Origin of the sequence: Arsenophonus symbiont of Ornithomya chloropus (assembly GCF_964026495.1) — a bacterium.
In the GTDB taxonomy this organism is placed as follows: Bacteria; Pseudomonadota; Gammaproteobacteria; order Enterobacterales; family Enterobacteriaceae; genus Arsenophonus.
Genome location: NZ_OZ032148.1, coordinates 53,087 through 79,656, shown reverse-complemented (window position 1 = coordinate 79,656; position 26,570 = coordinate 53,087). Strand labels below are relative to the sequence as shown.

Here is a 26,570-nt window from a genome sequence, read left to right as displayed (position 1 = left end):
GAATAAATAATATGTTCGGTAAATTAACAATTGATGCAATTCCTTTCCATGAACCAATAATTATAATAACTTTAATTTTTGTATTATTAACTGGTTTTACTATCTTAGGAATTATAACCTATTATGGAAAATGGAAATGGCTTTGGAATGAATGGTTAACCACCGTAGATCATAAAAAAATTGGCATAATGTACATTATTACTGCAATGATAATGCTACTTCGTGGTTTTGCAGATGCAATCATGATGCGGACCCAACAAGCACTGGTTTCATCTGGTGAAAATGGATTTTTAACACCACATCATTATGATCAAATTTTTACTGCTCATGGTGTAATAATGATTTTCTTTATGGCAACACCTTTTGTTATAGGATTAATAAACTTAATAGTACCATTACAAATTGGTGCTCGAGATGTAGCATTTCCATCTCTAAATTCTATCAGCTTTTGGTTATTTATTGTTGGTGTAATATTAATTAATTTATCATTAGGAATAGGTGAATTTGCCCAAACAGGTTGGTTAGCATACCCTCCATTATCCGGAAAAGAATATAATCCTGGAGTTGGAGTAGATTATTGGATATGGAGTTTACAAATATCTGGAATTGGAACCACACTTACTGGAATCAATTTTTTTACAACAATTATACGTATGCGCGCTCCTGGCATGACAATGATGAAAATGCCAGTTTTTACCTGGACTGCACTTTGTACCAACGTATTAATTATTGCAGCATTTCCTATTTTAACAGTTACAATTGGACTTTTAACATTAGATCGATACTTAGATACTCACTTTTTTACTAATGATTTTGGTGGAAATATGATGATGTATGTTAATCTAATTTGGGCTTGGGGTCATCCAGAAGTTTACATATTAATATTACCTGCTTTTGGAATATTTTCTGAAGTGACAGCAACATTCTGTAAAAAACGTTTATTCGGTTATACATCGCTTGTATGGGCTACAATTGTTATTACTATAATGTCATTTATAGTATGGTTACACCATTTTTTTACTATGGGTTCAGGTGCAAATGTTAATGCATTTTTTGGTATAGCTACTATGATTATTGCCATTCCAACTGGGGTTAAAATATTTAATTGGTTATTTACCATGTATCATGGGCGAATTCAATACACAACACCAATGTTATGGACTATTAGTTTTATAATCACATTTTCTATTGGTGGAATGACTGGAGTATTATTAGCTGTTCCAGGTATAAATTTTATTTTACATAACAGTTTATTTTTGATTGCTCATTTTCATAATGTAATTATTGGTGGGGTTATCTTTGGTTGTTTTGCCGGCATAACATATTGGTTTCCAAAAGCATTTGGTTTTAAATTAAATGAAAAATGGGGGATGCGTGCTTTTTGGTTATGGATTACTGGTTTCTTTATTGGGTTCATGCCACTTTATATACTAGGATTTATGGGGATGACTCGTAGATTAAGTCAAAATATTGATCCACAATATCAATTCATGCTTATAATAGCTGTTATTGGAACTACACTGATTGGTATAGGAATATTATGCCAAATCATCCAAATCATTACCAGCATTTTTGATCGTAAAAAAAATTGTGATTTTACTGGAGACCCATGGAATGGACGTACTCTAGAATGGGCAATATCATCTCCTGCACCTTTTTATAATTTCGCCATAATACCAAAAATTAATACACGTGATGCTTGGTGGGATACAAAAGAAAAAGGTCTTGCTTATAAAAAACCAAAAATATATAAATCAATTCATATGCCAAAAAATACTTCTATAGGTTTCATTATCTTAATATTTTCTTTAATTTTAGGTTTTGCTATGGTATGGCATATTTGGTATTTAGCGATAATTGGATTTACTGGTATTATACTAACTTGGATTGCTAAAACATTTGACGAAAACATTGCTTATTATATTCCTGGAAATAAAATCAGGCAAATTGAAAATTTTTATTATAACAAAATAAAAAATAGGTCTTAATAATGTCAATAAACTTAATCAACAAGAAATTTAATATCAATAAAAATCATGAAAATTATAATAGTGAAACAAAAATATTTGGTTTTTGGATTTATTTAATGAGTGATCTAATTTTGTTTGCCTGTCTTTTTGCTACATATTTTGTTTTAGTTAATAATGTTGCAGAGGGACCAACAGGAAAAGAAATTTTTAAAATTGATTTTGTACTAAAAGAAACTTTACTTTTATTATCTAGCAGTCTCACTTATGCATTTACAATATTTTCTATGCATAAAAAAAAGATAAATTACGTCAAATTATGGTTGGTTATTACTTTTTTATTAGGTTCATATTTTATAAATATGGAACTTTATGAATTTCATACATTAATTTCGCAGGGTTATGGACCTAATAAAAGTGCTTTTTTATCTGCTTTCTTTACATTAATTAGCACACACGGGATTCATATCAGTTTTGGTTTAATATGGATTATTATAATGTTGATTCATATTTCATATCGTGGACTAACTATAATTAATCAAACACGTTTACATTGCTTAAGTCTTTTTTGGCATTTTTTGGATATTATTTGGATTTTTATATTTAGTTTCGTATATTTATTTGGAGTAATAAAATGAATAATATTTCATTCATAGAATGTTTAAAAGGCAAGCAAAGCAGTATTAAAACATATCTTATCGGTTTTATATTATCCATAATTTTAACAATTATCCCATTTTTAATGGTTATAAACAATACTACATCTCATAATAATATTGTTTTAACTATTATTATTACAGGAATCAGTCAAATTTTAATACATCTTATTTATTTTTTACATATACATACTACATCAAATAATAATTGGAATATAATATCTTTACTATTTACTATATTAGTAATTATTATTATAGTAACAGGTTCTATATGGATCATGTATAATTTAAATATAAATATGTTACTAGATTAAAATCTGATATGTTAAAAGAATATTTACAAGTTATTAAACCAGGAATTATTTTAGGTAATTTGATTTCTGTTATTGGTGGATTTTTACTAGCATCTAAAGGAAACATAAATTATTTTTTATTTATCAATACATTACTAGGCGTATCATTAATTGTTGCTTCCGCATGTGTTTTTAATAACTATATTGATAGAGATATTGATAAAATAATGGAAAGAACAAAAAATCGTCTTTTCACTAAAAAAATAATAAACATAAAAAAATATTTAATTTATGCTTCTATACTAGGAATTTCTGGCATAATATTATTATATATTAATACTAATATTTTATCAGTCGTTTTTAGCATAATAGGTTTCATAATTTACGTTTTTATTTATAGTCTATATATGAAACGCAATTCTTTATATGGAACCATAATAGGGAGTTTATCTGGTGCTACACCACCAGTTATCGGTTATTGTGCTGTTTCGAATAAATGTGATTTAGCTGCTTTAATTTTATTGTTAATTTTTAGTTTATGGCAAATGCCACATTTTTATGCAATCGCTATTTTTCACCTTCAAGACTACAAAAATGCAAATATTCCGATATTACCTGTTATTAAAGACATTCATATAACAAAAAATCATATTTTTTTATATATTACAGCTTTTATAATAGCAACTACAATGCTAACTATTACTGGTTACACTGGATACAAATACCTTATAGTTTCTACTATAATTAGTCTATATTGGCTAAAAATTTCTATATCTGGTTTCAAAAAAAATCATAATAACAAACTATGGGCACGAAAAATATTCATTTTTTCTCTCATAGCTATTACATTTCTTAGTATTATGATGTCTATCGACCATAGTGTTTCTATTAAACCAATACTTATCAATATCATATTATGATTTTCATAGAAAATATTAAAAATGAATTATATATTTTAAAAAGTTATATTATTCTATCAACAACAATCATTTTTTATATCTAATAATACTTTTAAAAGTATATTAACTAATTTAGAAAATAGTTTTATAATATTCATATAAAAAATTCATAATTAAAAATTAATCATAGTATTTTCATGACACCTAAAGAAGTAAAAACAATTTTTGGATTAGGATCAGTATTCACATTACGTATGCTAGGTATGTTAATGGTGCTACCAATACTAACCAGCTATGGACGAAATTTAAAAGATGCTAATGATTTTTTATTAGGTTTAGCAATTGGAATGTATGGTATTACACAAGCTTTATTTCAAATTCCAATGGGTTTAATGTCTGATAGATTTGGAAGAAAAAAAATAATTATTAATTGTTTATGGATTTTTGTCATTGGCAGTATCATCGCTGCATCAACAAATTCTATTTGGGGTATTATAATAGGTAGAACCTTACAAGGTTCAGGTGCTATTTCTGCTACTATTATGGCATTACTTACAGATCTAATTCATGAAAAAAACAGAACAAAAGCCATAGCTTTTATGGGTATAAGTTTTGGTATTACTTTTGCTATTTCAATAATTATAGGTCCAATTATCACTCATATAATCGGATTACATGGTCTTTTTTGGATAATAAGTTTATTTGGCTTACTAGGAATATTAATAATAAAGCTTTATGTACCAAACCCTCCATATAAAGTTTTGAATAATGATATAAATTTCATAAAAAACACAATAAAAAAAATAATAAAAAATCCAGAACTACTAAAAATTAATTATGGAATTTTTTGTTTACATAGTTTACTAATAATAAATTTTATAGCTGTTCCATTAATAATGATTGATTTAGGTATTCCAACTCATCAACATTGGAAAATATATTTAAGTACTTTGCTTATTTCTTTTATAAGCATAATACCTTTTGTTATTTATGCAAATAATCCATATCGAACAAAAAAAGTATTTTTACTATGTATCATAATTTTATTTATATCTGAATTAATATTTTATTTTTTTAACCAGCAATTTTTATTCATACTAACTGGACTTCAACTATTTTTTATCGCATTTAATATTATGGAAACATTATTACCTTCACTTATCAGCAAAAAAGTAGATAAAAAATACAAAGGAGCTGCAATGGGAATTTATTCTACTAGTCAATTTCTCGGTGTTGCCTTAGGAGGAGTTTTAGGTGGATGGCTATTACAATTAAGTAATGATAATTACATTTTTATTGCAGGAATGTTTTTTTGTATATTTTGGTTTTTAATAAACTTTAAAATACATACCTCTTTTAAATTTAAATAAAATTTCATAAATTTTAAATAAAAAATATATTGTTTATTATTATACAAATATAATAAAAAGTATTTGTAAAAAATAAAAACAAAAAAAAATCAAATAAATCTTTTCTTCATTTATTATTATTTTATAGAATAAATATATCACGTATCAAAATATAATATTACTCATTTATCATTAAAATTAATTTTACGAAAATACTCAATATCATCTTCTAGATTAGTGTGGGTAACTTAATAATAATCAATAATCTGGAAAATTAAAATCATCTATCAATAAAAACAAAAAATATAAAAAAGAAAAATAAACATAAATTTTATCAAAAGAACATGATACTGTATTCATCAATACTTGATTTTGGAAAATAAAAATAATGATATCTAAAACACCAAAACTATCATTTAAAAATAAATTGCAATGGGTAAAAAATCGTATTAATCAAATATTATTAGAGCAATTTAAAAACCTTCCATTTAATCAAACACAACTTATTACAGCAATGCAATATGGGACATTAATTGGTGGAAAAAGAATTAGACCTTTTTTAGTATATAGTATTGGTGAAATGTTAAATGTTTCTATAGAAAATCTAGACACACCTGCTGCAGCTATCGAATGTATTCATGCATATTCATTAATCCATGATGATTTACCTGCAATGGATAACGATTCCATACGTCGTGGAAAACCTACATGCCATGCCACTTTTGGTGAAGCACATGCAATTTTAGCTGGAGATGCATTACAAACATTAGCATTTGACATCTTATCAAATGGTAATATGCCTAATGCAAATGATCATCATCGTCTTGCTATGATACGTGAACTTATAAATGCTTCTGGAATAACAGGTATGTGCAGTGGTCAAGCATTAGAGATTGAATCAAAAGGAAAAATTGATACAAAAAGATTAGAATGTATTCATAATAAAAAAACAGGTGCCTTAATTCGAGCAGCAATCCGCATGAGCACATTTATTTCTCATTATCAAGAAGTAGCATTATTAAGATTATTAGATGATTACGCTAATACTATCGGTTTAATGTTTCAAATACATGACGATATTCTTGATATAAGAAATGATGCAGGAATTTCAAAAAAAAATAAATACACAAATAAAAAAAATACTTATCCATTATTAATCGGTCTTAATGCAACAAAGAAAAAAATAAAAAAATTATATACACAAGCTTTAAATATTCTTGATATTTTAAAAAAAAAATATGAATTTAATACAACAACATTAAAAAATTTTACAAACTTCATGATCAAACGAAAAAGTTAATTTTCTAAAAAATAGAATTTTATTATTATATAATTTTTTAAAAAAATTATTATATTATCAAAATTAACAAAAAATAATTATTATATTACAAAAAAATATGAGTATTGATACCACTTTTTATCCAATTTTATCATTAATAAATACACCAAAAGAATTACGACTGTTACCAAAAAAAAATCTAGAAAAATTATCTCAAGAATTAAGAGAATTTTTATTAAACACTATCAGCCTTTCTAGTGGACATTTTGCTTCTGGATTAGGAACTGTTGAATTAACTATTGCTTTGCATTATGTCTACAAAACACCATTTGATAACATTATTTGGGATGTGGGACATCAAGCGTATCCACATAAAATATTAACTGGGCGCCGTGATAAAATTTGTACAATAAGAAAAAAAAATGGTTTACACCCATTTCCTTGTCATACAGAAAGCGAATATGACAGTTTTAGCGTTGGTCATTCATCCACTTCTATAAGTGCAGGATTAGGAATGGCAGTAGCGGCAGAATATGAAAATAAAAACAGAAAAACTGTTTGTATCATTGGTGATGGAGCAATTACTGCAGGTATCGCTTTTGAAGCAATGAATCATGCTGGTGATATTCATAAAGATATACTAGTAATTTTAAATGATAACAAAATGTCTATATCAGAAAATGTTGGTGCACTAAATAATTATTTATCAAAAATTTCATTTGCTAATATATATACTGGTTTAAGTAAAAAAGAAAAAAACATATTTTCTAATATACCATTAATTAATTTTTTTCTAAAAAAAACAAAAGAAAATCTTAAAGGAATAATAACAAAAAATACTATATTTGAAAAATTAGGATTTAATTATATAGGACCAATTTATGGTCATGATGTATTAAAATTAGTACAAACATTAAAAAAAATTCGTGAACTAAAAGGTCCACAATTTTTACATGTGATCACACAAAAGGGAAAAGGTTATACGCCAGCTGAAAAAGATCCAATTACCTGGCATGCCGTACCTAAATTTAATTTATCAAATTTTTCTTTACCTAAAAATCATAATACTCAATTAACTTTTTCACAAATTTTTGGTGAATGGTTATGTGAAGAAGCCGCCAATGATCCTAAATTAATAGCAATTACACCAGCCATGCGAGAAGGATCAGGCATGACTAAATTTTCAAAAACTTATCCAAAACAATATTTTGATGTAGCTATCGCTGAACAACATGCCGTTACTTTTGCAGCCGGTCTTGCCATCAGGGGTTACAAACCTGTTGTTGCTATTTATTCCACTTTTTTACAACGCGCATATGATCAAGTGATTCATGATGTAGCTATTCAAAAATTACCCATTCTTTTTGCTATCGATAGAGCTGGTATAGTGGGAGAAGATGGACAAACTCATCAAGGTGCTTTTGATTTATCTTTTTTACGTTGTTTGCCTAATATGATTATTATGTCTCCAAGCAATGAAAATGAATGTCGAAAAATGTTACATACTGCTCATCATTATAAAAATGGGCCAATAGCAGTTCGTTATCCAAAAGGAGGGGTATCTGACGTTACTTTACAACCTTTATCAAAAATTCAAATCGGTAAAGGGATAATTTGCCGAAAAGGCAAAAAAATTGCAATTCTTAATTTTGGCACATTATTAATTGAAGCTATGAAAGCAGGAGAAATACTTAATATAACTGTTGTTGATATGAGATTTGTAAAACCTTTAGATGAAAAATTAATACTGCAAATAATCAAAAAACATACGTTATTAGTAACATTAGAAGAAAATTCAATTATTGGAGGAGCTGGTAGTGGTGTCAATGAATTTTTACTAAAAAATAATTATATGATACCTGTAATTAATCTTGGCTTACCTGATCAATTCATAAAACAAGGTAACAAAAAAGAAATACAAACTGAATTAGGCCTTCATTCAACAGGAATAATAGAATCAATCAAAAATTTTTATCATAAGAAAAATAAAAAACATGCAAAAAAGAAAAAACTATATAAATAAACGATCAAAATAAACACTAAAAAATAATACAAAATATTGTAAAATTAACAAAATAATTACAGAAAAAAAAGCTGCTATTACATCATCGAACATAATACCAAAACCTCCTAAAATTTTTTTATGAAACCAAATAATAGGCCAAGGCTTTAATATGTCAAAAAAACGAAAAATCATAAATGCTATTAATACCCAAACTAAATTAATGTTATAAATAGACATAAGTGTCAACCACATTCCAACGAACTCATCCCAAACAATACTACTATGATCATATACTTTCATATCATCTGAAATTTTTTGACAAATTAGAATACCTATTAAAAAACAAAAAACAATAAAGAAACAACACCACCAGAAAGACAATAACCAATGCATCAATAACCAAAATGGAATAGAAATTAATGAACCTATTGTTCCTGGAGCTAAAGGAGAGAAACCACTACCAAATCCAGTTCCAAAAAAATACAAAGGATGAAAAATAGTCAAAAAATATTTTTTATTCATAATTTTAAAATGTATTCAAATATTTTTTACAAGAAATTATATTTTAAAAGTATACCAATCTATTTTTTATGAGTAAAAAATATTTTTTATCGTAAATAATATTAAAAACTTTAAAAGTTTCATTTTTTATTCACAAAAAAATAAAAAATCATTAAGTTTTATAGATTTTCATAAAATTTGTTTTTTATAAAAAATTTTAAAAATTATACAAAAATTAAACAATAGCATTTATAAATAATTATATTATAAGTAAAATTATTTATATAATTTTATAAAAAAAATCAAAATTTTTAAAAAATTACTATAAAAATACTATTAAAATAATATAATTATACATATTTATTGATAATTTTTAAAAATTACTTTTTACGTGCAATATTGACAACTTTATCTAAAATAGCATTAACAAATGTATGGCTTTTCTCCGCACCAAATATTTTTGCCAATTCAATAGCTTCGTTAATAATAACTTTATAAGGTACGTCGTTACAATAACAAAGTTCAAAAGTAGCTAAACGTAAAACAGATTTTTCTATATAACCAAGTTGCTTCATATGACGAAAAAGATAAGGAGTTATTTTTTTATCTAACTCAGAAACATTGTTAGAAACTCCATTTACTAATTCATGAAAATAAGAAATATCAACATTAGACATATCCTGTTCAGAAAAAAAAACTATTTTTATATCATCAATACTATTTCCTGATAATTCCCAAGAGTAAATTGCTTGTACAGCGCGCTCACGTGCTCGATGACGAGTATTAGATTTCACAAACTTTCCTATTTTACAAATAATGTTTATTAACTTTTAATATCATGAATTATATTAATCATTTCAAGAACTGACAAAGCAGCATCTACACCTTTGTTTCCTGATTTTGTGCCTGAACGCTCAATTGCTTGTTCAATATTTTCCGTTATTAAAACCCCAAATCCAACAGGAATATTACTTTTCATGACAATATTAGAAATTCCAGAACTACATATATCAAAAAGATATGAAAAATGTTTTGTTGCACCACGTATAATAGTAGCAATCGCGATAATACCATCATATTTTTTTGTATCTGATAATGTTTTAACTATTAAAGGAAGTTCATAAGCTCCAGGTAACCAAACTACTGTTATATTTTCTTTCTTTACCAAACCAACACGTTCTAAAGTATCAATAGCTCCTTTTAACAAACTACTATTTACAAAATGATTGCAACGTGCAATAGCTATTGCTATACGAGCTTTAGGTGCTGTTATAAAACTTTTTATAATACGCATAAAAATCTCTCATGATGATTTAAATTACATTAATATTATTATATTTTTTATGTTGATTTAATTTTATAAAAAATAAAAATATCACTAATATTTTTTCTTGTTAGTTATCTCTATAAATTACTTTGATGATTTTATTTTAATTAGCAAATTATTTTATAATGGTTTAAGTCTTAAACGTACATCAAAACCGATACATTCCACGTTAATAAATTTAAATAAAGAGGCATTACTTATTTTTTCTAATGCTGGAATATCAAATAAACCTTTTGCTTGCTTACCTAAAATTTTAGGTGCAATATAAATAATTAATTCATCAATTAATTTTAATTGTAACAAAGAACCAGCTAATTTTGGTCCACTTTCAATAAAAATTGAATTAATGTTCCGTTTACCTAATTGTGTCATCACTAACATCAAATCAAATCCTTTTTTGTAACTAGGTATAATGATTTCTTTTACATGATCCATCCAATTCTGTAAGATTGGTTTAGAACGAATCAGCCAACACTCCCCTGTAACTTTTGTAATTACATGTTCTGAAGTAACTTGATTATTCCTATCTAAAATAATTCTGATTGGTTGTCGAATTTGTTCTTTAGGATAAATATTTTTTAATTTTGATGTAAAATCTTCCCACCGAACATTTAAAGAAGGATTGTCATTAATTACTGTACTACTAGTAGTTAAAACTGCACTGGCTTTTGCTCTAAAAGTTTGTACATCTTTTCGAGCTTCAGAAGAAGTCAGCCATTTACTTTCACCAGAAGCAAGTGCTGTCTTACCATCAAGTGATGCCGCTAATTTAAGTTGAATATATGGAAAACCAGTACGCATTCGTTTTAAAAAACCTTTATTCAAATCTTCTGCTTCATCTATTAATAAACCGTGCAATACTTTTATTCCAGCTTTTTGCAATTTTAACAAACCACGTCCTTGAATTTTTGGATTGGGGTCTTGCATAGAAACACAAACACAACTTATACCTGCATTAATTAAAGCATTAACACAGGGGGGAGTTTTACCATAATGGCTACAAGGTTCTAATGTAATATAAGCTGTTGCACCTTGAGCTTTTTTTCCAGCCATTTTTAAAGCATTAATCTCAGCATGTGATTCGCCTGCTTTATAATGAAAACCTTCACCAACAATTTTTCCATTATAAACAATTACACATCCAACATTTGGATTTGGCGATGTAGTAAATTGCCCTTTTTTTGCTAAATATAATGCACGATACATAAAAATTTTATGACACAATATCATTTTCAATCCTGTAAAGTAGCAATTTCTTTACAAAATTCACGTATATCTGCAAAATTACGATATACAGAAACAAAACGTATATAAGCAACTTTATCTATTTTTTTTAATTCCGCCATTACTATTTTCCCTATTATATTTGAAGAAATTTCTTGTTCTCCTGTTTTTCGCAAAAATAATTTTACATTATTAATGGCTGTTTCTAAAACATCAGAACTTACAGACAGTTTTTCTAATGCTTTTTGCATACCTTTTCTTATCTTATCTTCATTAAATAATTCACGTATATTATTATTTTTTACTACAAAAGGCATAACTAATACAGCTATTTCAAAAGTAGTAAAACGTTCATGACATACAGTGCATTCTCGACGACGACGAATCTTTGAACCATCCCCAAGTAAACGTGAATTAATAACTTTAGTATTGAAAGCATTACAAAATACACAATACACAGAATTTCCTTATTATATTCTTACTAATCTAGATCAATAACTTTAAAAAAGTTATAATTGATTTACATAATTACAAATAAAAATATTTATCTCAAAAAATATTCATTATTATCTTCTTTTAATGGAATTAAATGCTTGCGTTTTATTCCCATAATTAACACTAATGCAGAAGCAACATAAATTGAAGAAATACTTCCAATGATAACACCAATCAAAAACACCAATGAAAATCCTTTAAGCATGACACCACCAAATATATAAAGCATTGATATTACTAACAAAGTACTTATGGATGTAATCAATGTTCTTTTTAATGTTTGTGTTAAAGAAATATTAACTATCATATAAGACGATATATGATGCATTTTATGAAAATTTTCACGAATTCGATCAAAAATAACAATACTATCATTTAATGAATATCCTATTACTGACATTAATGAAGCAATAATAGTCATATCAAATTCAATCTTAAATAATGATAATATCCCTAATATAAAAATCACATCATGTATCAATGTAATTACAGTAGCGAATGCTAAACGCCATTCAAAACGTACACTAACATAAATTAAAATACCAAAAAAAGCAGATAAAATTGCTATTAATCCTTTTTTAATTAATTCATCTCCTACACTAGGTCCAACAAATTCAACTCTCTTCAAAAATGCTTTATTATCAATATTTTTATTAATTATAGAAATAATTGATTGATCAATTTTTTCATTTTTCAAAATTTGATTGGGAGGTATTCGAATTATGATATTATGAACATTACCAAAATATTGAATCAATATTTTTTTATGATTATAAAACATCAAATTTTCTCTAATTTTATCTAGATTTACCAATTTACTGAAAGTAATCTCAATAACCGTACCACCAGTAAAATCTAATCCAAAATAAAAACCTTTTAATGAAATAATCATTAATGAAATAATTAGCAAAACTATTGAAATAGAGAATGCAAAATAATTTAAAGACATAAAATCAATAATTTTATATTTTTTATTTAAATATTTTACTGTATAATTTTGTAGCACAATTAAATTCCTTAAAAATATCTTAAATAGATAACTTTTTAAGTCGTTTACCACCATACAATAAATTTACAATAGCACGAGTAAATATAATTGTAGTAAACATAGATGTTACAATACCAATAATTGTCGTAACAGCAAAACCTTTGATAAAACCGGAACCTACTACATACAAAATTATTGATGTAATACCAGTAGTTAAGTTTGCATCTACGATACTAGAAAATGAACCTTTATAACCTTCATTTATAGCTTGTTGTACAGAACGACCATTTTTTAATTCTTCTTTAATACGTTCATTAATTAAAACAGTGGCATCAACAGATATAGCAACAATTAAAATAATACCAGCAATTCCAGGCATAGTTAAAGTAACTCCAGGTAATACAGACATAATACCAACTATCAATATTAAATTTGTTAATAAAGCAAAAATTGCAATAATACCAAACTTACGATAATAAATTACCAAAAACAACATAGAAACCAATAAACCTGATAATGATGCTTTAATGCCTTCTTCAATATTTTGTAATCCTAATGCTGGTCCAATTGTTATTTCTTGAATAATTTTAATAGGTGAAACCAATGCACCAGACTTTAATAATAAAGATAACTGGCGAGCTTCTGTAGGATTAGTAATACCAGTAATACGAAATTTATTGCTAAAATAACTAGAAATTCTAGCAATATTAATAATTTTTTCATCTTTTACTAAAATGGTATCACCATTAGCATTTTTTTGTCCAGTATCCTGATATTCCACTAATAAAGTTGCTATAAGTTTATTTTGATTATTACGTGTAAAATCAGACATAATAGAACCACCTATATTATCTAAACTAATACTAACCTGTACATGACCCATTTCATCAAAATCATATTGTGCATTAGTAATATGATCACCAGTTAAAATTATTCGTTTATATAACAAAACAGACTGGCCATCACGGGTATATTTTATTTCTGAATCATCAGGAACATAAAAACTATGCATAATAGAATTATTAATATCCATATTGACTAACCGAAATTCTAGCATAGCTGTTGCACTTAGAATTTCCTTAGCTCTTGCCGTATCCTGAATACCAGGTAATTCGACAACAATACAATTACCTTGACGTTGTATCAATGGTTCCATAATTCCTAATTGATTAACGCGATTACGAATAATGTTAATATTTTGAGATAATGCATAATTTCGAGCTTCATCAACCCGTTCATTTTTTATTAATGCAATTAATTTACTATTTTTTATTTCAAAAAAGAAATCATTATACCGATCTTTCAAATAATCTCTGGATTTTAAACATTCATAATTATCATGAAATCGCACTTCAATACCATAATTATTAATTTTACGTATACTTAAATATGATAACTTTTTTTTACGCAAATCATTGCCGATACTATCCATTGTATATTCTTGTAATTTATTTAAAATTTTATCTATATCTACTGATATTAAAAAATGCACACCACCACGTAAATCTAAACCTAGTTTTATAGGTTCAGCACCTACAAATTTTAACCAATAAGGTGTAATAGGTGCTAAATTTAATGCAATAATATATTTTTCACCTAAGTTAGAAAGCAAAATTTCTCTTGCATTAAGCTGCAAATTTACATTATCAAAACATACAAGAATTTCATCATTTTGTAATTTTATGGATTTAATAGCTATTTTTTCTTTTTTTAAAATACTAATAATTTTATTAAAAATTGCTTCATTTACAAAATTTCCCCTTACTCCAACAATTTGAATAGCCGGATCTTCTCCAAAAAGATTGGGTAGTGCATAAATTATACCAATAATCCAAACACTTACTATAAAAAAATTCTTCCATAAAGGATAACGATTTAACAAAATTTTTCTCTTTTACACAATTTAAAATCAAATAAATTTCATGGTACCTTTTGGCAATACTGCTGTAACAAAATCTTGCTTAATAGTCACTTCATTTGTATCATTCAATGCAAGAACAATATAACCTGTTGCAGATATTTTTATAACACGTCCAATAATTCCACCTGTTGTTAATATTTCATCACCTTTAGAAATAGAATCTATCAATTTTTTATGTTCTTTAGCACGTTTTTGTTGTGGCCGTAAAATCATAAAATAAAAAATTAATCCAAAAATAACTAACATAATAATTAAGGAATAAGTGTTTTCTTGAGATCCAACATCTACTAGAGCTACTGCTTCAGAAATAAAAAAATTCATTGAAAGTTTCCTTATTATCACAAAGATCCATAACTACAAAATTGTTCAAAACTAATGACATTGTATATATGTTAAAAAACAAAAAATATTTTTTATAAAAATTAATAATCATTATATGTTTACATGTTAAAAATTTAGATATATATACTAACTTTGATAATAATCAAACAAGCATTAGATATAGCAAAAAAATTATTCTCAATCAAAAGACAGTTATTGTTAATAATAATTAATTAAAATATGCATATAAAAATAAAATTTTATTTAAAAAATATATATAATACATTGCAAAAACCTTTTAATTAATATTTTTATTGACAATTAACATTTTTTATTACTTAAATTTTTATTAAAAAATACTATATTATTTTAGTATATTTTAATTAAAAAAATCCAAATATAGTAAGAAAATCTTCAAAATTTGTTGAAATATAATATATATTTTTTCAGAAAATAAAATATATAATAAATATTTTAATATATAAAAAATTTATTCTTAATCTTATTATATAAACATTTTTAATTATTTATATAAAAAATTAAAAATAACATTAACAATTAAAAATGTAATTTTAGTAAATTACTTTCTTTTTTATTAATTTATCAATCAATAAAAAAGAATCAAATTTTAATTTTAAGAAAAAATTAATCTCTAAAATTATCAACAGAGGCTCAAAAAATCTAGAATTCAGAGTTTACTAAAATTTATTGTTTTTTATATAAAATTATTGTTATATTATTTAATAATACTTTTCAAAAAATGAAATAAATTTGTCAATTAACATTTTTTAAAGATGACACTTTTTATATCATTTTTTTATTTAATACTAGGTACAAATATAATTCAAATAAAAAAAACTTAAAAAAGAATAATTACATTATTTTTAATAAACATCCATTAATATTTTAATTAATGCTGTATTTTACAAATAAAAAATTTTAAATTTATTCATATAAAATTAAAAAAACTAAATTTTTTCTTATCATAAATAAAAATTATCTATTACTTTGTTTGTAAAAAACCTTCAAACAAAAAAAATCAAAAAAATATGATAATCAAAAATCTAAAAAAATAGCAATATAAAATCAAAAATACAAAAATTTTTTATAGCACTTCTTTATCAAGAAATATGAAATACATAATATAAACAATAAAAATAAATATTTTAAAAAAATCTACAATTACCAAAAGTATATTTTATATAAGCAGTAAAAATATCTGTTTTATATTAGATTAGTAGTTTTACAAAATAACAATTTACACTACATAAATTTAAATAACTACATTTGAGTAATTATACATAAAAATTACAAACAAGACAGTAAATAATTTTGTATATATTATATCAAGAGATTAGAACAAATTATGCTTACATGAAAAAAGTATTTATTATCAATTATCATAATTCATAATAAATATTGCACCAAGAAGTTTCTAGTAAGAAAATCTATCTAGTAAGAAAACTATTAAAAAATATCTTTATGTAATTAGTTTTTTAAAAAAAATACACTTACTTTCTAGAAAATAGCTTTAATTCTTAAAATAGCTAATACAGTTATTTATATAGAAGATAAAAATATAATTTTAAAATATCTGAAAACGTCCTAAATAATTTGAAATATTAAACAACAAAAACTATAATAAAAAATAATGAAACTGAAGAAATATCACTACCTAAAAGTAATAAAAATTTTGATTTATATTTTTTTTACATGTTATTTATAGCAAATCATATTTAACATATTAATATAATACAATCAAAAAAAACCAGTACTTTACTATAAATTTAGTACTTTAGTTTATGCAAAACTACACCCGATTTTGCAAACTACAGACATCAGCAAAAAAAACTTAAATATAATAAATTCTCTTATAAATATCCATGCTTCTTTTAGTATTTTTTAATTAAAGTTATAATTGAAAATTAATATTTTTCACCTACATAAATACTACAAAAATCCTAAACATTAAAACCAAAATATATTTAAAGTTTAAATTATATATCATCATTATTAAATAAATATTTTATATGTTTATAAAACTTCAATTAAAAAATAAATATCTGTACTTTCTAAAAAAAATAATTTTTTATTTTAATATTTTTATATTTTAAAAAAATATCTTTAAAATAAAATAAGGATACATTTAAAAATAAAAATAATGTTATTTTTATTTTAATAAAATAAAAATTATTTGTAATATATATAAAATAATTAGCAATTTACTTTTAAAAAGTAATTCATTATTGTTTTTGTATATGTTTATTATATATAATTTTTATAAAAAAAAATCATATATATTCTATATAATAAAAATTCTTTGAGAAAAAAATAAAAATTATGCTAAACATATATTATATGTATTGTTTTTATTAAAAATTAAATTAATAAAAAAAATTATATGGTATTAAAATTTTTAATAAAAAACAAAAATTTATAATATAAAAATATAATTATTAATCAATACAAAAAATAAAAAAATATTATGAGATTATTAAGTCTCTTTATTATAAAAAAAGTTTATAAAATCATATTTTATTAATACTTTTTGTTTTTACTAAAATATTTTTCTTATATTTTATAACTATAAATATTATAACTATACATAAAATTCTATTTTAATAATTATAAAATTACTATTATGTTAGTATGATTACAGTTTTATAAAAAATAACAAAAATATTTTTGTTATATCAGTAATTACTGTTAAAAAATATTAATATTTTATATATTTAAATCATAATAATTATTTTTTAAATAACTAAATTTTAAAATATTATAAAAATTTAAATATATTCCTTTTTTTTTATAAAATTTAAAAAACTTAACAAAATACTTCTGAATAAGAAGACATCATATTGAATTAATATAAATTATGTATTTAAATATCGTTATTTATTTTTTGTAATCAAAAATTTAAGATAAAAAATCTATTGTGCTAAGCATCATTAACAATAATTTTTATTAAAAATTAAAATATATAAACAACTTATTTTAAGTTAATATTACTTTAAAAATCCATTTAATATATTATAAAAATATCAGATTAATTATTAATGCATATTATATTTACAATTTAAAAACAAAAATTTATATGAATTTTATTAAAAAATATTTTTATATTTTGATATTAATATATAAAAATATAATGTTTCATGATAAATATTTAAGATTTTTATTCTACATATTATTTTTTAAATAAATAAGTTATATTTATAAAATAATTTATTAAATGATATTATAATACCAAATTAATATAATTAAAATTCAAAAATTTATATCAAAAATTATTAAAAACTATAATAAAAAATAATATTTTTAAATCAAATTATATTAACATAACAATAACATTTATAACACATGCTATTTTTTGGAGAAAAAGATGAAATATCCATTAATTATAGGAAATTGGAAACTCAATGGTAATAGTCAAATGGTAAAAACCTTTATACAAAAAATATCTAATACATTAAAAAACGTTATTTTTTGTAAAATAGTAATTGCACCACCAATTTTATATTTAACAGAAGCAAAAAAAAAATTAAATAATAGTAAAATAGAACTTTGTGCACAAAATGTTGATATAAATCTTTCTGGATCTTTTACAGGTGAAATCTCTGCAAAAATGCTAAAAGATATTGGAACAAAATACATTATTATTGGACATTCAGAAAGAAGAAAATATCATAAAGAAAATAATTTTTATATTGTGAAAAAGTTTTCTATTGCAAAATCACAAGGGCTAATACCAGTACTTTGTATTGGTGAAAATAAAAAAGAATACAATTCTGGAAAAACACAAGAGGTTTGTGCATATCAAATTGATCAGATCTTAAATGTTTTAGGTGTTAATGCTTTCGAAAATAGTGTTATTGCTTATGAACCAATTTGGGCAATTGGGACAGGAAAAGCAGCTACTCCAGAACATGCTCAAAAAGTACATCAATTTATTCGTCAACATATTGGCAAAAAAAATCTTGCTATTGCAAAACAAATTATTATTCAATATGGCGGCTCAGTAAATGAAAACAATGCTAGAGATTTTTTTATGCAATCTGATATTGATGGTGCATTAATTGGGAAATCATCACTAAAATCTGATATTTTTTCTACTATTGTAAATATTGCTGCATCAACAAAATTTAGTGCTATTAAAACAACAATAAATAAATAATCAAAAAATATTGTTTTATAAATTGATACTATATTTTAATTGTATTATTAATTTAATTATAATTTAATTTTTAATAAAATTAAAATATCTCATCAGTTAATAAATATATTTTTTTCATATAAAAAATCCTTCAAAAATTATAAGATTAAAACCATTTTTTTAGATAATCATATGAAAAATACTATAATTTATTAAAATTTATTATGTAATGTTCTTTATCAAAATATATTTTATGTACAATTTCTAATTTATGATACTATATTTCTTTTTTTTAAAACCATAATTTGATTAAATTTCTTTAATTTAAAAAAAATATTTTATGCAATAAAAAATAAAAAACATAGTCAGAATTAAAAATAATTTTCTGAATTTTGCGATTTACTTGACAGTACGTAATGTTGGAAATAAAATAACATCACGAATGGTATGACTATTCGTCAACAACATTATCATACGATCAATACCAATTCCTAAACCAGCTGTTGGCGGCAATCCATGTTCTAAAGCTATAATATAATCTTCATCATAAAAAATACCATCTTGATAATCTTCTTTATTTCTCTGACGAATTTTCTGAATAAAACGTTTAGATTGTTCTTCTGGATCATTCAATTCAGAAAAACCATTACAAATTTCATGTCCAGCAACAAACAATTCAAATCGATCTGCAATAAAAAAATTCTTATCGCTATGACGAGATAATGGAGATACTTCAGTAGGATATTCAGTAATAAATGTTGGTTGGATTAAATGATTTTCAACTTTTTTGTTAAAAATCTCAAATTGCAAACGTCCTAATCCCCAATGTTTTTTAACTTCAATATTAAATAATTTCATAATCATACTTACTTTATCAAAATTATCTAAATCAGTAATATTTATTTCCTTGCAATATTTGCTTATTGCTTCTTTCATAGTCATTCGCACAAAAGGTTGTCCAAAATCCAACAAATAATCACCATATTTTATTTGTGTTTTACCTAACACTTCTTGTGTAACAGTATGAAATAATTCTTCAATTAAAAAAATAAGATCTTTATAATCAGCATAAGCCATATAAAATTCCATCATAGTAAATTCTGGATTATGCCAAGATGAAATACCCTCATTACGAAAATTACGATTAATTTCAAAAATTCGTTCAAATCCACCAATGACTAAACGTTTTAAATAAAGTTCTGGCGATACACGCAAATACATATCAATATTTAATGTATTGTGATGAGTAATAAATGGGCGAGCAGAAGCACCACCAGGTATTACCTGCATCATAGGTGTTTCGACTTCCATAAAATTTTTACTAAGCATAAAATTTCTTAAAACAGATAGTACTTTTGAACGAATGATAAAAATTTTTCTTGATCTATTATTTACTATTAAATCTAAATAACGTTGACGATAACGTATTTCTTGATCTGTAAGTCCATGAAATTTATTTGGTAATGAACGTAATGCTTTTGTTAATAAATAAATTTTATGACAACGTATTGTTAATTCACCCGTTTTAGTTCTAAACAATTTACCTTTAACACCTACAATATCTCCTAAATCCAATTTTTTAATTTTTTTTTGATAAATATCTTCAGTCAAATCATTAGAAGAAACATAAATTTGAATACAACCACCCATATCTTGTAAAGTAATAAAAGAAGCTTTCCCCATAATTCTTTTTGTAAGAATCCGTCCTGCAACAGAAAATTCAAGATTTGAATTAACAAAAATATCGGAATCTTGGTGATTATATTTTATATGTAAATCACTAGATAAATGTTCACGACGAAAATTATTAGGAAAAGCAATATTATCATCACGTAATTCCATTAATTTATCTCGACGAGATTTAAATTTATCATTATTTAAATCAATAAATGCTTTTTGATCTTCTTTATGAAACATTTTTTCCTCTATAATCCCGCTTTTAAACTTGCTTCAATAAATTCATCTAGATCTCCATCTAAAACAGCTTGTGTATTACGATTCTCAATACCTGTACGTAAATCTTTAATTCGAGGATTATCTAATATATAAGAACGAATTTGACTGCTCCAACTAATATCGGCTTTGTTTTTTTCTAAAGCTTTTTTATCAGCATTTTTTTTCTGAATTTCTAATTCACATAATTTGGCTTTTAATCTTCTTAATGCCTGTTCTTTATTTTTATGCTGTGACCGATCGTTTTGACATTGAGTTATAATACCAGTAGGAATATGAGTAATTCTTACTGCTGATTCTGTTTTATTTACATGTTGACCTCCAGCTCCTGATGCTCTATAAACATCAATTCTTAAATCTACTGAATTAATTTCAACATCAGTAGAATCCTCTATTTCAGGATAAACGAAAACAGAACTAAAAGAAGTATGACGACGTCTATTTGCATCGAAAGGACTTTTACGCACTAACCGGTGAACTCCTGTTTCAGTACGCAACCAACCGTAAGCATATTCACCAATAACTTTTATTGTTGCAGATTTTATACCTGAAATATCACTATGTGAGATTTCAATTATTTCTGTTTGAAAATTCCTAGAATCAGCCCAACGTAAATACATTCTCATTAACATATTAGTCCAATCTTGTGCTTCAACACCACCTGAACCAGACTGTAAATCAAGATAACAATTATTGAAATAACTTGCTTCTGAAAGAATATTATAAAATTCTAGATCTTTAATATTTTTTTTTAAATGATCTAATTCAATAATTAAGTATTTAAATATTTCTAAATCATTAGATTCTACAGCTACTTCAAAAAATTCAAATATATCTGATAAATTATCAATTAAAAAATCAATTTTTTTTACTATTTTTTTAATAGAAGAAAATTCTTGACTTAAGAATTGAACCTTCTTACAATTTTCCCATATTTTTTGTTTTTTAAGTTCTATTTTTATTTCTTCTAAACGATATTTTTTTTGATCATAATCAAAGACACCTCTTTAAAATATTAATCCGTTTACATACATCTTGTATTTTATTTTTTAGTACATTGCTTTCAAACATATTTTTTATCTTATATAATAAATATTATGACAATTTATGAAATATACATTTTTTCTTATTTAATCTCATAGTATAACTATAATATTAAAAATTTTAAAAAATTTTTTGTGATACAACAATTTTGGAAGAAAAAATAATTATCGAAAAGAAATATCATGAAGATATTTTATCTTTAATTTTGAAACTACAACCTTAATATTGGATATCATTTTTAAATATAAACAAGATTTGTTTTATATTTTATTTAAACATGATTAAAATAAAAAACTATACGTCTCCTCTTATAACTATACATCTCCTCTTATAATAGAAAAATATTTTGATAAAAAAAGATAATCAAGAAAAATTCTTTATAATATTTATCTAAAATTGCAATATGTATTATAATTTTATTTTTAATTATCCGTAAAAAGTAAATAATTTATACTAAAGATAAAAAATCTAATAAATTATAAAAAATATCAATCAAATATAAATTTCTATCTTTTTTTTAATTTTTAATAAAAAAATTAAAATATTACAAATACTTATAAAAAGTAAAATCATATAAAAAAATTGATCATATAAAAATAACTCTCAAATAAAAAATTAACAATATTTATTTATTATTTTTTTTATAAAATAAAAAATCCATAATAATAATTAACATACTATTTTTTTTAAATTTAATCAAATTGCAAATTATATTATATATAATATATTCAATAATAAAGCTACAATATTTTATTAACTTAACATTTCAAAAATATTTCAACAAATAACCAAAATATCTTAATATATAAAAATGTTATTTTTATTTTGAATTACACAAAAATTGTAAAATCTCGACATATATAATTAATATTTTTTAGTAAAATGTTTGTGCATTTACAACTGTTACATATCATATAAATATTTTTATTAGTAAATTTAAATAAATATTATTAATGATATTGATATTCCTAAAACTATCATAATCTTAAAAAATTGATACTACTTATTGTAATTTAAATTATTTATTAAAAATAATCAAAAAATGATTATTTTTAATAATTTTTATTCATCATATTTTCTTAAATTTTCTTTTATTTTTTTTAAAACAAATCCGATATCAGGTAATATTCCATACCATAATTTAACAGAAAAAGCCGCTTGACTAATTAACATACCAATACCATCAGCATATTTTAATACTCCATTTTCTATAGCAAATTTTAAAAAAGATGTTTTATTAAATGAATAAAACATATCATAACAAATAGTTTTTTTGTTAAATATTTTATGAGAAATTCTGGGGATATCTCCAGTAACACTAGAAGATGTCGCATTAATAACTAAATCATATTTTGGTACATTAATAAATTCCATCTTTAATGAATTTATTGTACCTATAGATAAAAATCTTTTCACAAGCGTTTTGGTCTTATTGAACGTTCGATTCGTAAGTGTTATTTGACAGCCATAATTTAAAAGAGAAGGTATGACACCAGAAGACGCACCACCGGAACCTATTAGTAATATATGCATTCCTCTTTGAATAAAATTTAAACGTTTAAGATCAAAAAGTAAACCGATACCGTCAGTATTATCACCTAATAATTTTTTATTTTCTATTTTTTTTAAAGTATTAACAGAACCAGATAAATAAGCCCGTTTAGTAAATTTATGGACTTTTTTACATACTAATTCTTTAAAAGGCAATGTAATATTTGCTCCCTTCCCACCTAATGCAAAAAAAATATCTAATTCTTTTGCAAATTTATTTATAGAAACTAATTTTTTTGTATAATCATATGGAATACCAATTTGTTGAGCAAATAATTTATGAATAAATGGTGATTGAGTATGAGATATTGGATTTCCAAATATTACAAATTTTTCTTTTAAATTAATCTTTTCTATACAAACAACCTTTTATTATATCACGAATTTCTGATGGGTTTTTATATCCACCAACGACACCATCTAAAATAAACACTTTATCATTAAACTGTGAAATTACTTCTTCTGTTGTTCTACAAGGTGGTTCTCCATGTAAATTAGCACTAGTGGAAATTAATGGTTTACCGTAAACACAACACAAATCTTTAATTAATGGAAAATTAGTAATTCGAACTGCAATTGAATCAAACGTTCCTATTAACCATTTTGAAATATTTTTTTTAGCAGGTAACACCCAAGTAATAGGTTTTTTCTGCATAGAAACAATTATTTTTTTTTGTACAATAGTTAATTTTTTATCATCAATATAAGGAATTAATTGTTCATATGACGATGCTATTAAAATCAATCCTTTTTTCCATGAACGCTTCTTTAATAAAAACAATTTATGAATTGCCTGTTCATTATCAGGATCACATCCTAATCCAAAAACAGCTTCTGTCGGATAAGCTATGATTTCACCTTTTTTCAAGGCTACAATAATATTATGAAAAGAAAAAAATATCTTATTAAACATTTTCTAACTCATTCCATATCGCTTTATTAGTAATATTTATTACAATAAAATTTTTTCATAACTTATCAAAAAAATTCTAAAATTTTTATCATGAAAGTATACTTAATATAAATAATATATATTAAAATATATATAAAACTATTAATAGTAAATCAATTTTATGTTCTCTATATATTTTTTCTTTAACCTTTAACTATAATTTAATTTTAAAAAAATATCATAGTTATATTAAATATTATTTTGATAATTAACTATCATCTATCTTTTATATAAAACAATAATTTCTCATTTTATATCAATTTTAGTATATGATCTTAATTTTTAATAAAAATATAAACACAATTTAAATTATTTAATTATAAATTTATAATAAAAAAAATATGATCGCACAATAAAGATTAGGAAAAAAAATAATTGTATTAATATTGAATATCAATAAAAAAATAATAATTTTATAGAAAATATATCAATAAAAATCATAAATTTAATAAAAATCACTGATTACAAAATGATTATGAATACATAAAAAAATCAAAAAAATAAAATACATATGTCAAAGAACATTATTCAAAAATTTAAAAGATAAAAATTATTTACGATAAATATTGTAAATAATGTTTTTTATATAAAAAACATTTATTTTTTACAATTGTTATTATTTAGCAATACCAAAAAAATATTCAATATATTATCAAATGTTATTTAATTACCATCTAGTAACCTTAAAACCCTATTTAAGAAATATTACATTTAACAATAAAATTTATACAAATATTTTCTTAAAAAATACACATTTTTCCAGAAAAATATTTTTATATATTTCTTGATAAAAAAAATATGTAAACTTTTATAAAAAATATAAAAATTATAGATTTTAAAAAAGCAAAAAAATAATAAATTTATATTATTTTCATTAAAAATAAATTTGTTATACAATAAACAAACATATATAAATTAAGCAATAATATAAAGTTATGTAACACAAAAAAAATATCAAAAATAGTATTGATCATAAAATTTAAAAAAATAAAAATAACAAGATAAAATTATAGCAAAAGTTAAAAAATTTCATATTAACATAATAAATTTTTAAAAATTTATCATTTTTATGATATAAAAAATAAAATAAAATATGAGAAATAAAAAAAATAAAATACACTCACAAAAAATTAAATTACTAAAGCAATTTAATCAAAATGTAACATTAATAATATGTCAATATTAAATATATTATATTACCCAGATGAACGTCTAAGAAATATTGCAACTACTGTAAAAAAAATTGATTCAAACATACAACATATAGTAAACGATATGTTCGAAACAATGTATGAAAAAAAAGGTATCGGATTAGCTGCAACACAAGTTAATATCAATAAAAGAATTATTGTCATTGACATTTCTACATCTTTTTCTGAAAAATTAACATTAATAAACCCTGTTATATTAGAAAAATCTGGTTCAATAAAAAGTCAAGAAGGATGTCTTTCTATACCAGAACAACATGCATTTATTTCGCGCTATAAATATATTAAAATAAAAGCCTTTAATATAAATGGTAAAGAATTTGAATTAAAAAATGACAGTTTACTTTCTATTTGTATTCAACATGAAATTGATCACCTAAATGGAAAATTATTTATTGATTATCTTTCCGCATTAAAACGTCAACGTATTTTAAAAAAACTCAACAAACTCAAACGAATAAAAGAAAAAAATAGGAATTGTTAA

At 23.2% G+C, this 26,570-nt stretch carries 20 protein-coding genes and 1 pseudogene; 9 read left to right on the top strand and 12 right to left on the bottom strand.

Annotated features, from left to right (window positions below):
* Positions 1–11 precede the first annotated feature (11 nt).
* From cyoB to dxs, 7 genes and pseudogenes are all read left to right on the top strand, one after another.
* Positions 12–2,022: pseudogene (gene cyoB / locus ABNS14_RS00405) on the top strand (cytochrome o ubiquinol oxidase subunit I).
* Positions 1,991–2,605: a cytochrome o ubiquinol oxidase subunit III gene (cyoC, locus tag ABNS14_RS00400; RefSeq protein ID WP_348666407.1), complete on the top strand. Its 615-nt coding sequence runs from the start codon at positions 1,991–1,993 to the stop codon at positions 2,603–2,605. Before cyoB ends, cyoC begins: the two are co-directional and overlap by 32 nt.
* Positions 2,602–2,937, top strand: coding sequence for a cytochrome o ubiquinol oxidase subunit IV (gene cyoD, locus ABNS14_RS00395; RefSeq protein WP_348666406.1), 336 nt, complete (start codon positions 2,602–2,604; stop codon positions 2,935–2,937). The genes cyoC and cyoD overlap by 4 nt, the downstream gene beginning before the upstream one ends.
* Positions 2,938–2,945: 8 nt before the next feature.
* Positions 2,946–3,836, top strand: a complete 891-nt coding sequence (cyoE, locus tag ABNS14_RS00390) for a heme o synthase (protein WP_348666405.1) — start codon at positions 2,946–2,948, stop codon at positions 3,834–3,836.
* 176 nt (positions 3,837–4,012) lie between these two features.
* Positions 4,013–5,185 (top strand): MFS transporter, encoded by a 1,173-nt coding sequence (locus ABNS14_RS00385; protein ID WP_348666404.1) that lies wholly within the window; start codon positions 4,013–4,015, stop codon positions 5,183–5,185.
* Positions 5,186–5,552: 367 nt separating this feature from the next.
* Positions 5,553–6,464, top strand: a complete 912-nt coding sequence (gene ispA, locus ABNS14_RS00380) for a (2E,6E)-farnesyl diphosphate synthase (protein WP_348666403.1) — start codon at positions 5,553–5,555, stop codon at positions 6,462–6,464.
* A gap of 97 nt (positions 6,465–6,561) precedes the next feature.
* Positions 6,562–8,466, top strand: coding sequence for a 1-deoxy-D-xylulose-5-phosphate synthase (dxs, locus tag ABNS14_RS00375; RefSeq protein ID WP_348666402.1), 1,905 nt, complete (start codon positions 6,562–6,564; stop codon positions 8,464–8,466).
* Here the strand turns inward: dxs and ABNS14_RS00370 are convergent.
* The 8 genes from ABNS14_RS00370 to yajC all read right to left on the bottom strand — a co-directional run bounded on the left by ABNS14_RS00370 (position 8,455) and on the right by yajC (position 15,225).
* Entirely contained in the window at positions 8,455–8,970 is a 516-nt protein-coding gene (locus ABNS14_RS00370; RefSeq protein WP_348666401.1) for a phosphatidylglycerophosphatase A, read from the bottom strand. The two genes, dxs and ABNS14_RS00370, sit on opposite strands and share 12 nt — an antisense overlap.
* Positions 8,971–9,329: 359 nt before the next feature.
* Positions 9,330–9,743 carry a transcription antitermination factor NusB gene (gene nusB / locus ABNS14_RS00365; protein WP_348666400.1) on the bottom strand — a complete coding sequence of 138 codons (414 nt, stop codon included), beginning with the start codon at positions 9,741–9,743 and terminating at the stop codon, positions 9,330–9,332.
* Between the two features lie 29 nt (positions 9,744–9,772).
* A complete protein-coding gene (gene ribH / locus ABNS14_RS00360) occupies positions 9,773–10,243 on the bottom strand; it encodes a 6,7-dimethyl-8-ribityllumazine synthase (protein WP_348666399.1) in 471 nt (156 codons plus the stop codon).
* Between the two features lie 153 nt (positions 10,244–10,396).
* Positions 10,397–11,506 (bottom strand): bifunctional diaminohydroxyphosphoribosylaminopyrimidine deaminase/5-amino-6-(5-phosphoribosylamino)uracil reductase RibD, encoded by a 1,110-nt coding sequence (gene ribD / locus ABNS14_RS00355; RefSeq protein ID WP_431603642.1) that lies wholly within the window; start codon positions 11,504–11,506, stop codon positions 10,397–10,399.
* A gap of 2 nt (positions 11,507–11,508) precedes the next feature.
* Complete coding sequence (gene nrdR, locus ABNS14_RS00350; RefSeq protein WP_348666398.1) at positions 11,509–11,958, bottom strand: transcriptional regulator NrdR; 450 nt, start codon at positions 11,956–11,958, stop codon at positions 11,509–11,511.
* Between the two features lie 86 nt (positions 11,959–12,044).
* Positions 12,045–13,001, bottom strand: coding sequence for a protein translocase subunit SecF (gene secF, locus ABNS14_RS00345; protein ID WP_348666397.1), 957 nt, complete (start codon positions 12,999–13,001; stop codon positions 12,045–12,047).
* Positions 13,002–13,023: 22 nt separating this feature from the next.
* Positions 13,024–14,865, bottom strand: a complete 1,842-nt coding sequence (gene secD, locus ABNS14_RS00340) for a protein translocase subunit SecD (RefSeq protein ID WP_348666396.1) — start codon at positions 14,863–14,865, stop codon at positions 13,024–13,026.
* 27 nt (positions 14,866–14,892) lie between these two features.
* Positions 14,893–15,225 carry a preprotein translocase subunit YajC gene (yajC, locus tag ABNS14_RS00335; RefSeq protein ID WP_348666395.1) on the bottom strand — a complete coding sequence of 111 codons (333 nt, stop codon included), beginning with the start codon at positions 15,223–15,225 and terminating at the stop codon, positions 14,893–14,895.
* Between the two features lie 3,382 nt (positions 15,226–18,607).
* Here yajC and tpiA point away from each other — a divergent pair.
* Entirely contained in the window at positions 18,608–19,399 is a 792-nt protein-coding gene (gene tpiA, locus ABNS14_RS00330) for a triose-phosphate isomerase (RefSeq protein WP_348666394.1), read from the top strand.
* Positions 19,400–19,777: 378 nt separating this feature from the next.
* On the opposite strand, the gene lysS is transcribed toward tpiA, so the two are convergent.
* From lysS to ABNS14_RS00310, 4 genes are all read right to left on the bottom strand, one after another.
* Positions 19,778–21,295, bottom strand: coding sequence for a lysine--tRNA ligase (lysS, locus tag ABNS14_RS00325; protein WP_348666393.1), 1,518 nt, complete (start codon positions 21,293–21,295; stop codon positions 19,778–19,780).
* Positions 21,296–21,303: 8 nt separating this feature from the next.
* Positions 21,304–22,402, bottom strand: a protein-coding gene (prfB, locus tag ABNS14_RS00320; RefSeq protein ID WP_348666392.1) for a peptide chain release factor 2 whose coding sequence is annotated in 2 segments (ribosomal slippage) — positions 21,304–22,338 and positions 22,340–22,402 — 1,098 coding nt in all. Because the reading frame shifts where the segments join, the coding sequence is not laid out codon by codon here.
* A 1,035-nt stretch (positions 22,403–23,437) separates the two neighbouring features.
* A complete protein-coding gene (aroE, locus tag ABNS14_RS00315; protein ID WP_348666645.1) occupies positions 23,438–24,211 on the bottom strand; it encodes a shikimate dehydrogenase in 774 nt (257 codons plus the stop codon).
* 58 nt (positions 24,212–24,269) lie between these two features.
* Positions 24,270–24,839: a Sua5/YciO/YrdC/YwlC family protein gene (locus tag ABNS14_RS00310; RefSeq protein WP_348666391.1), complete on the bottom strand. Its 570-nt coding sequence runs from the start codon at positions 24,837–24,839 to the stop codon at positions 24,270–24,272.
* A 1,212-nt stretch (positions 24,840–26,051) separates the two neighbouring features.
* On the opposite strand from ABNS14_RS00310, the gene def reads away from it, so the two are divergent.
* A complete protein-coding gene (gene def, locus ABNS14_RS00305) occupies positions 26,052–26,570 on the top strand; it encodes a peptide deformylase (protein WP_348666390.1) in 519 nt (172 codons plus the stop codon).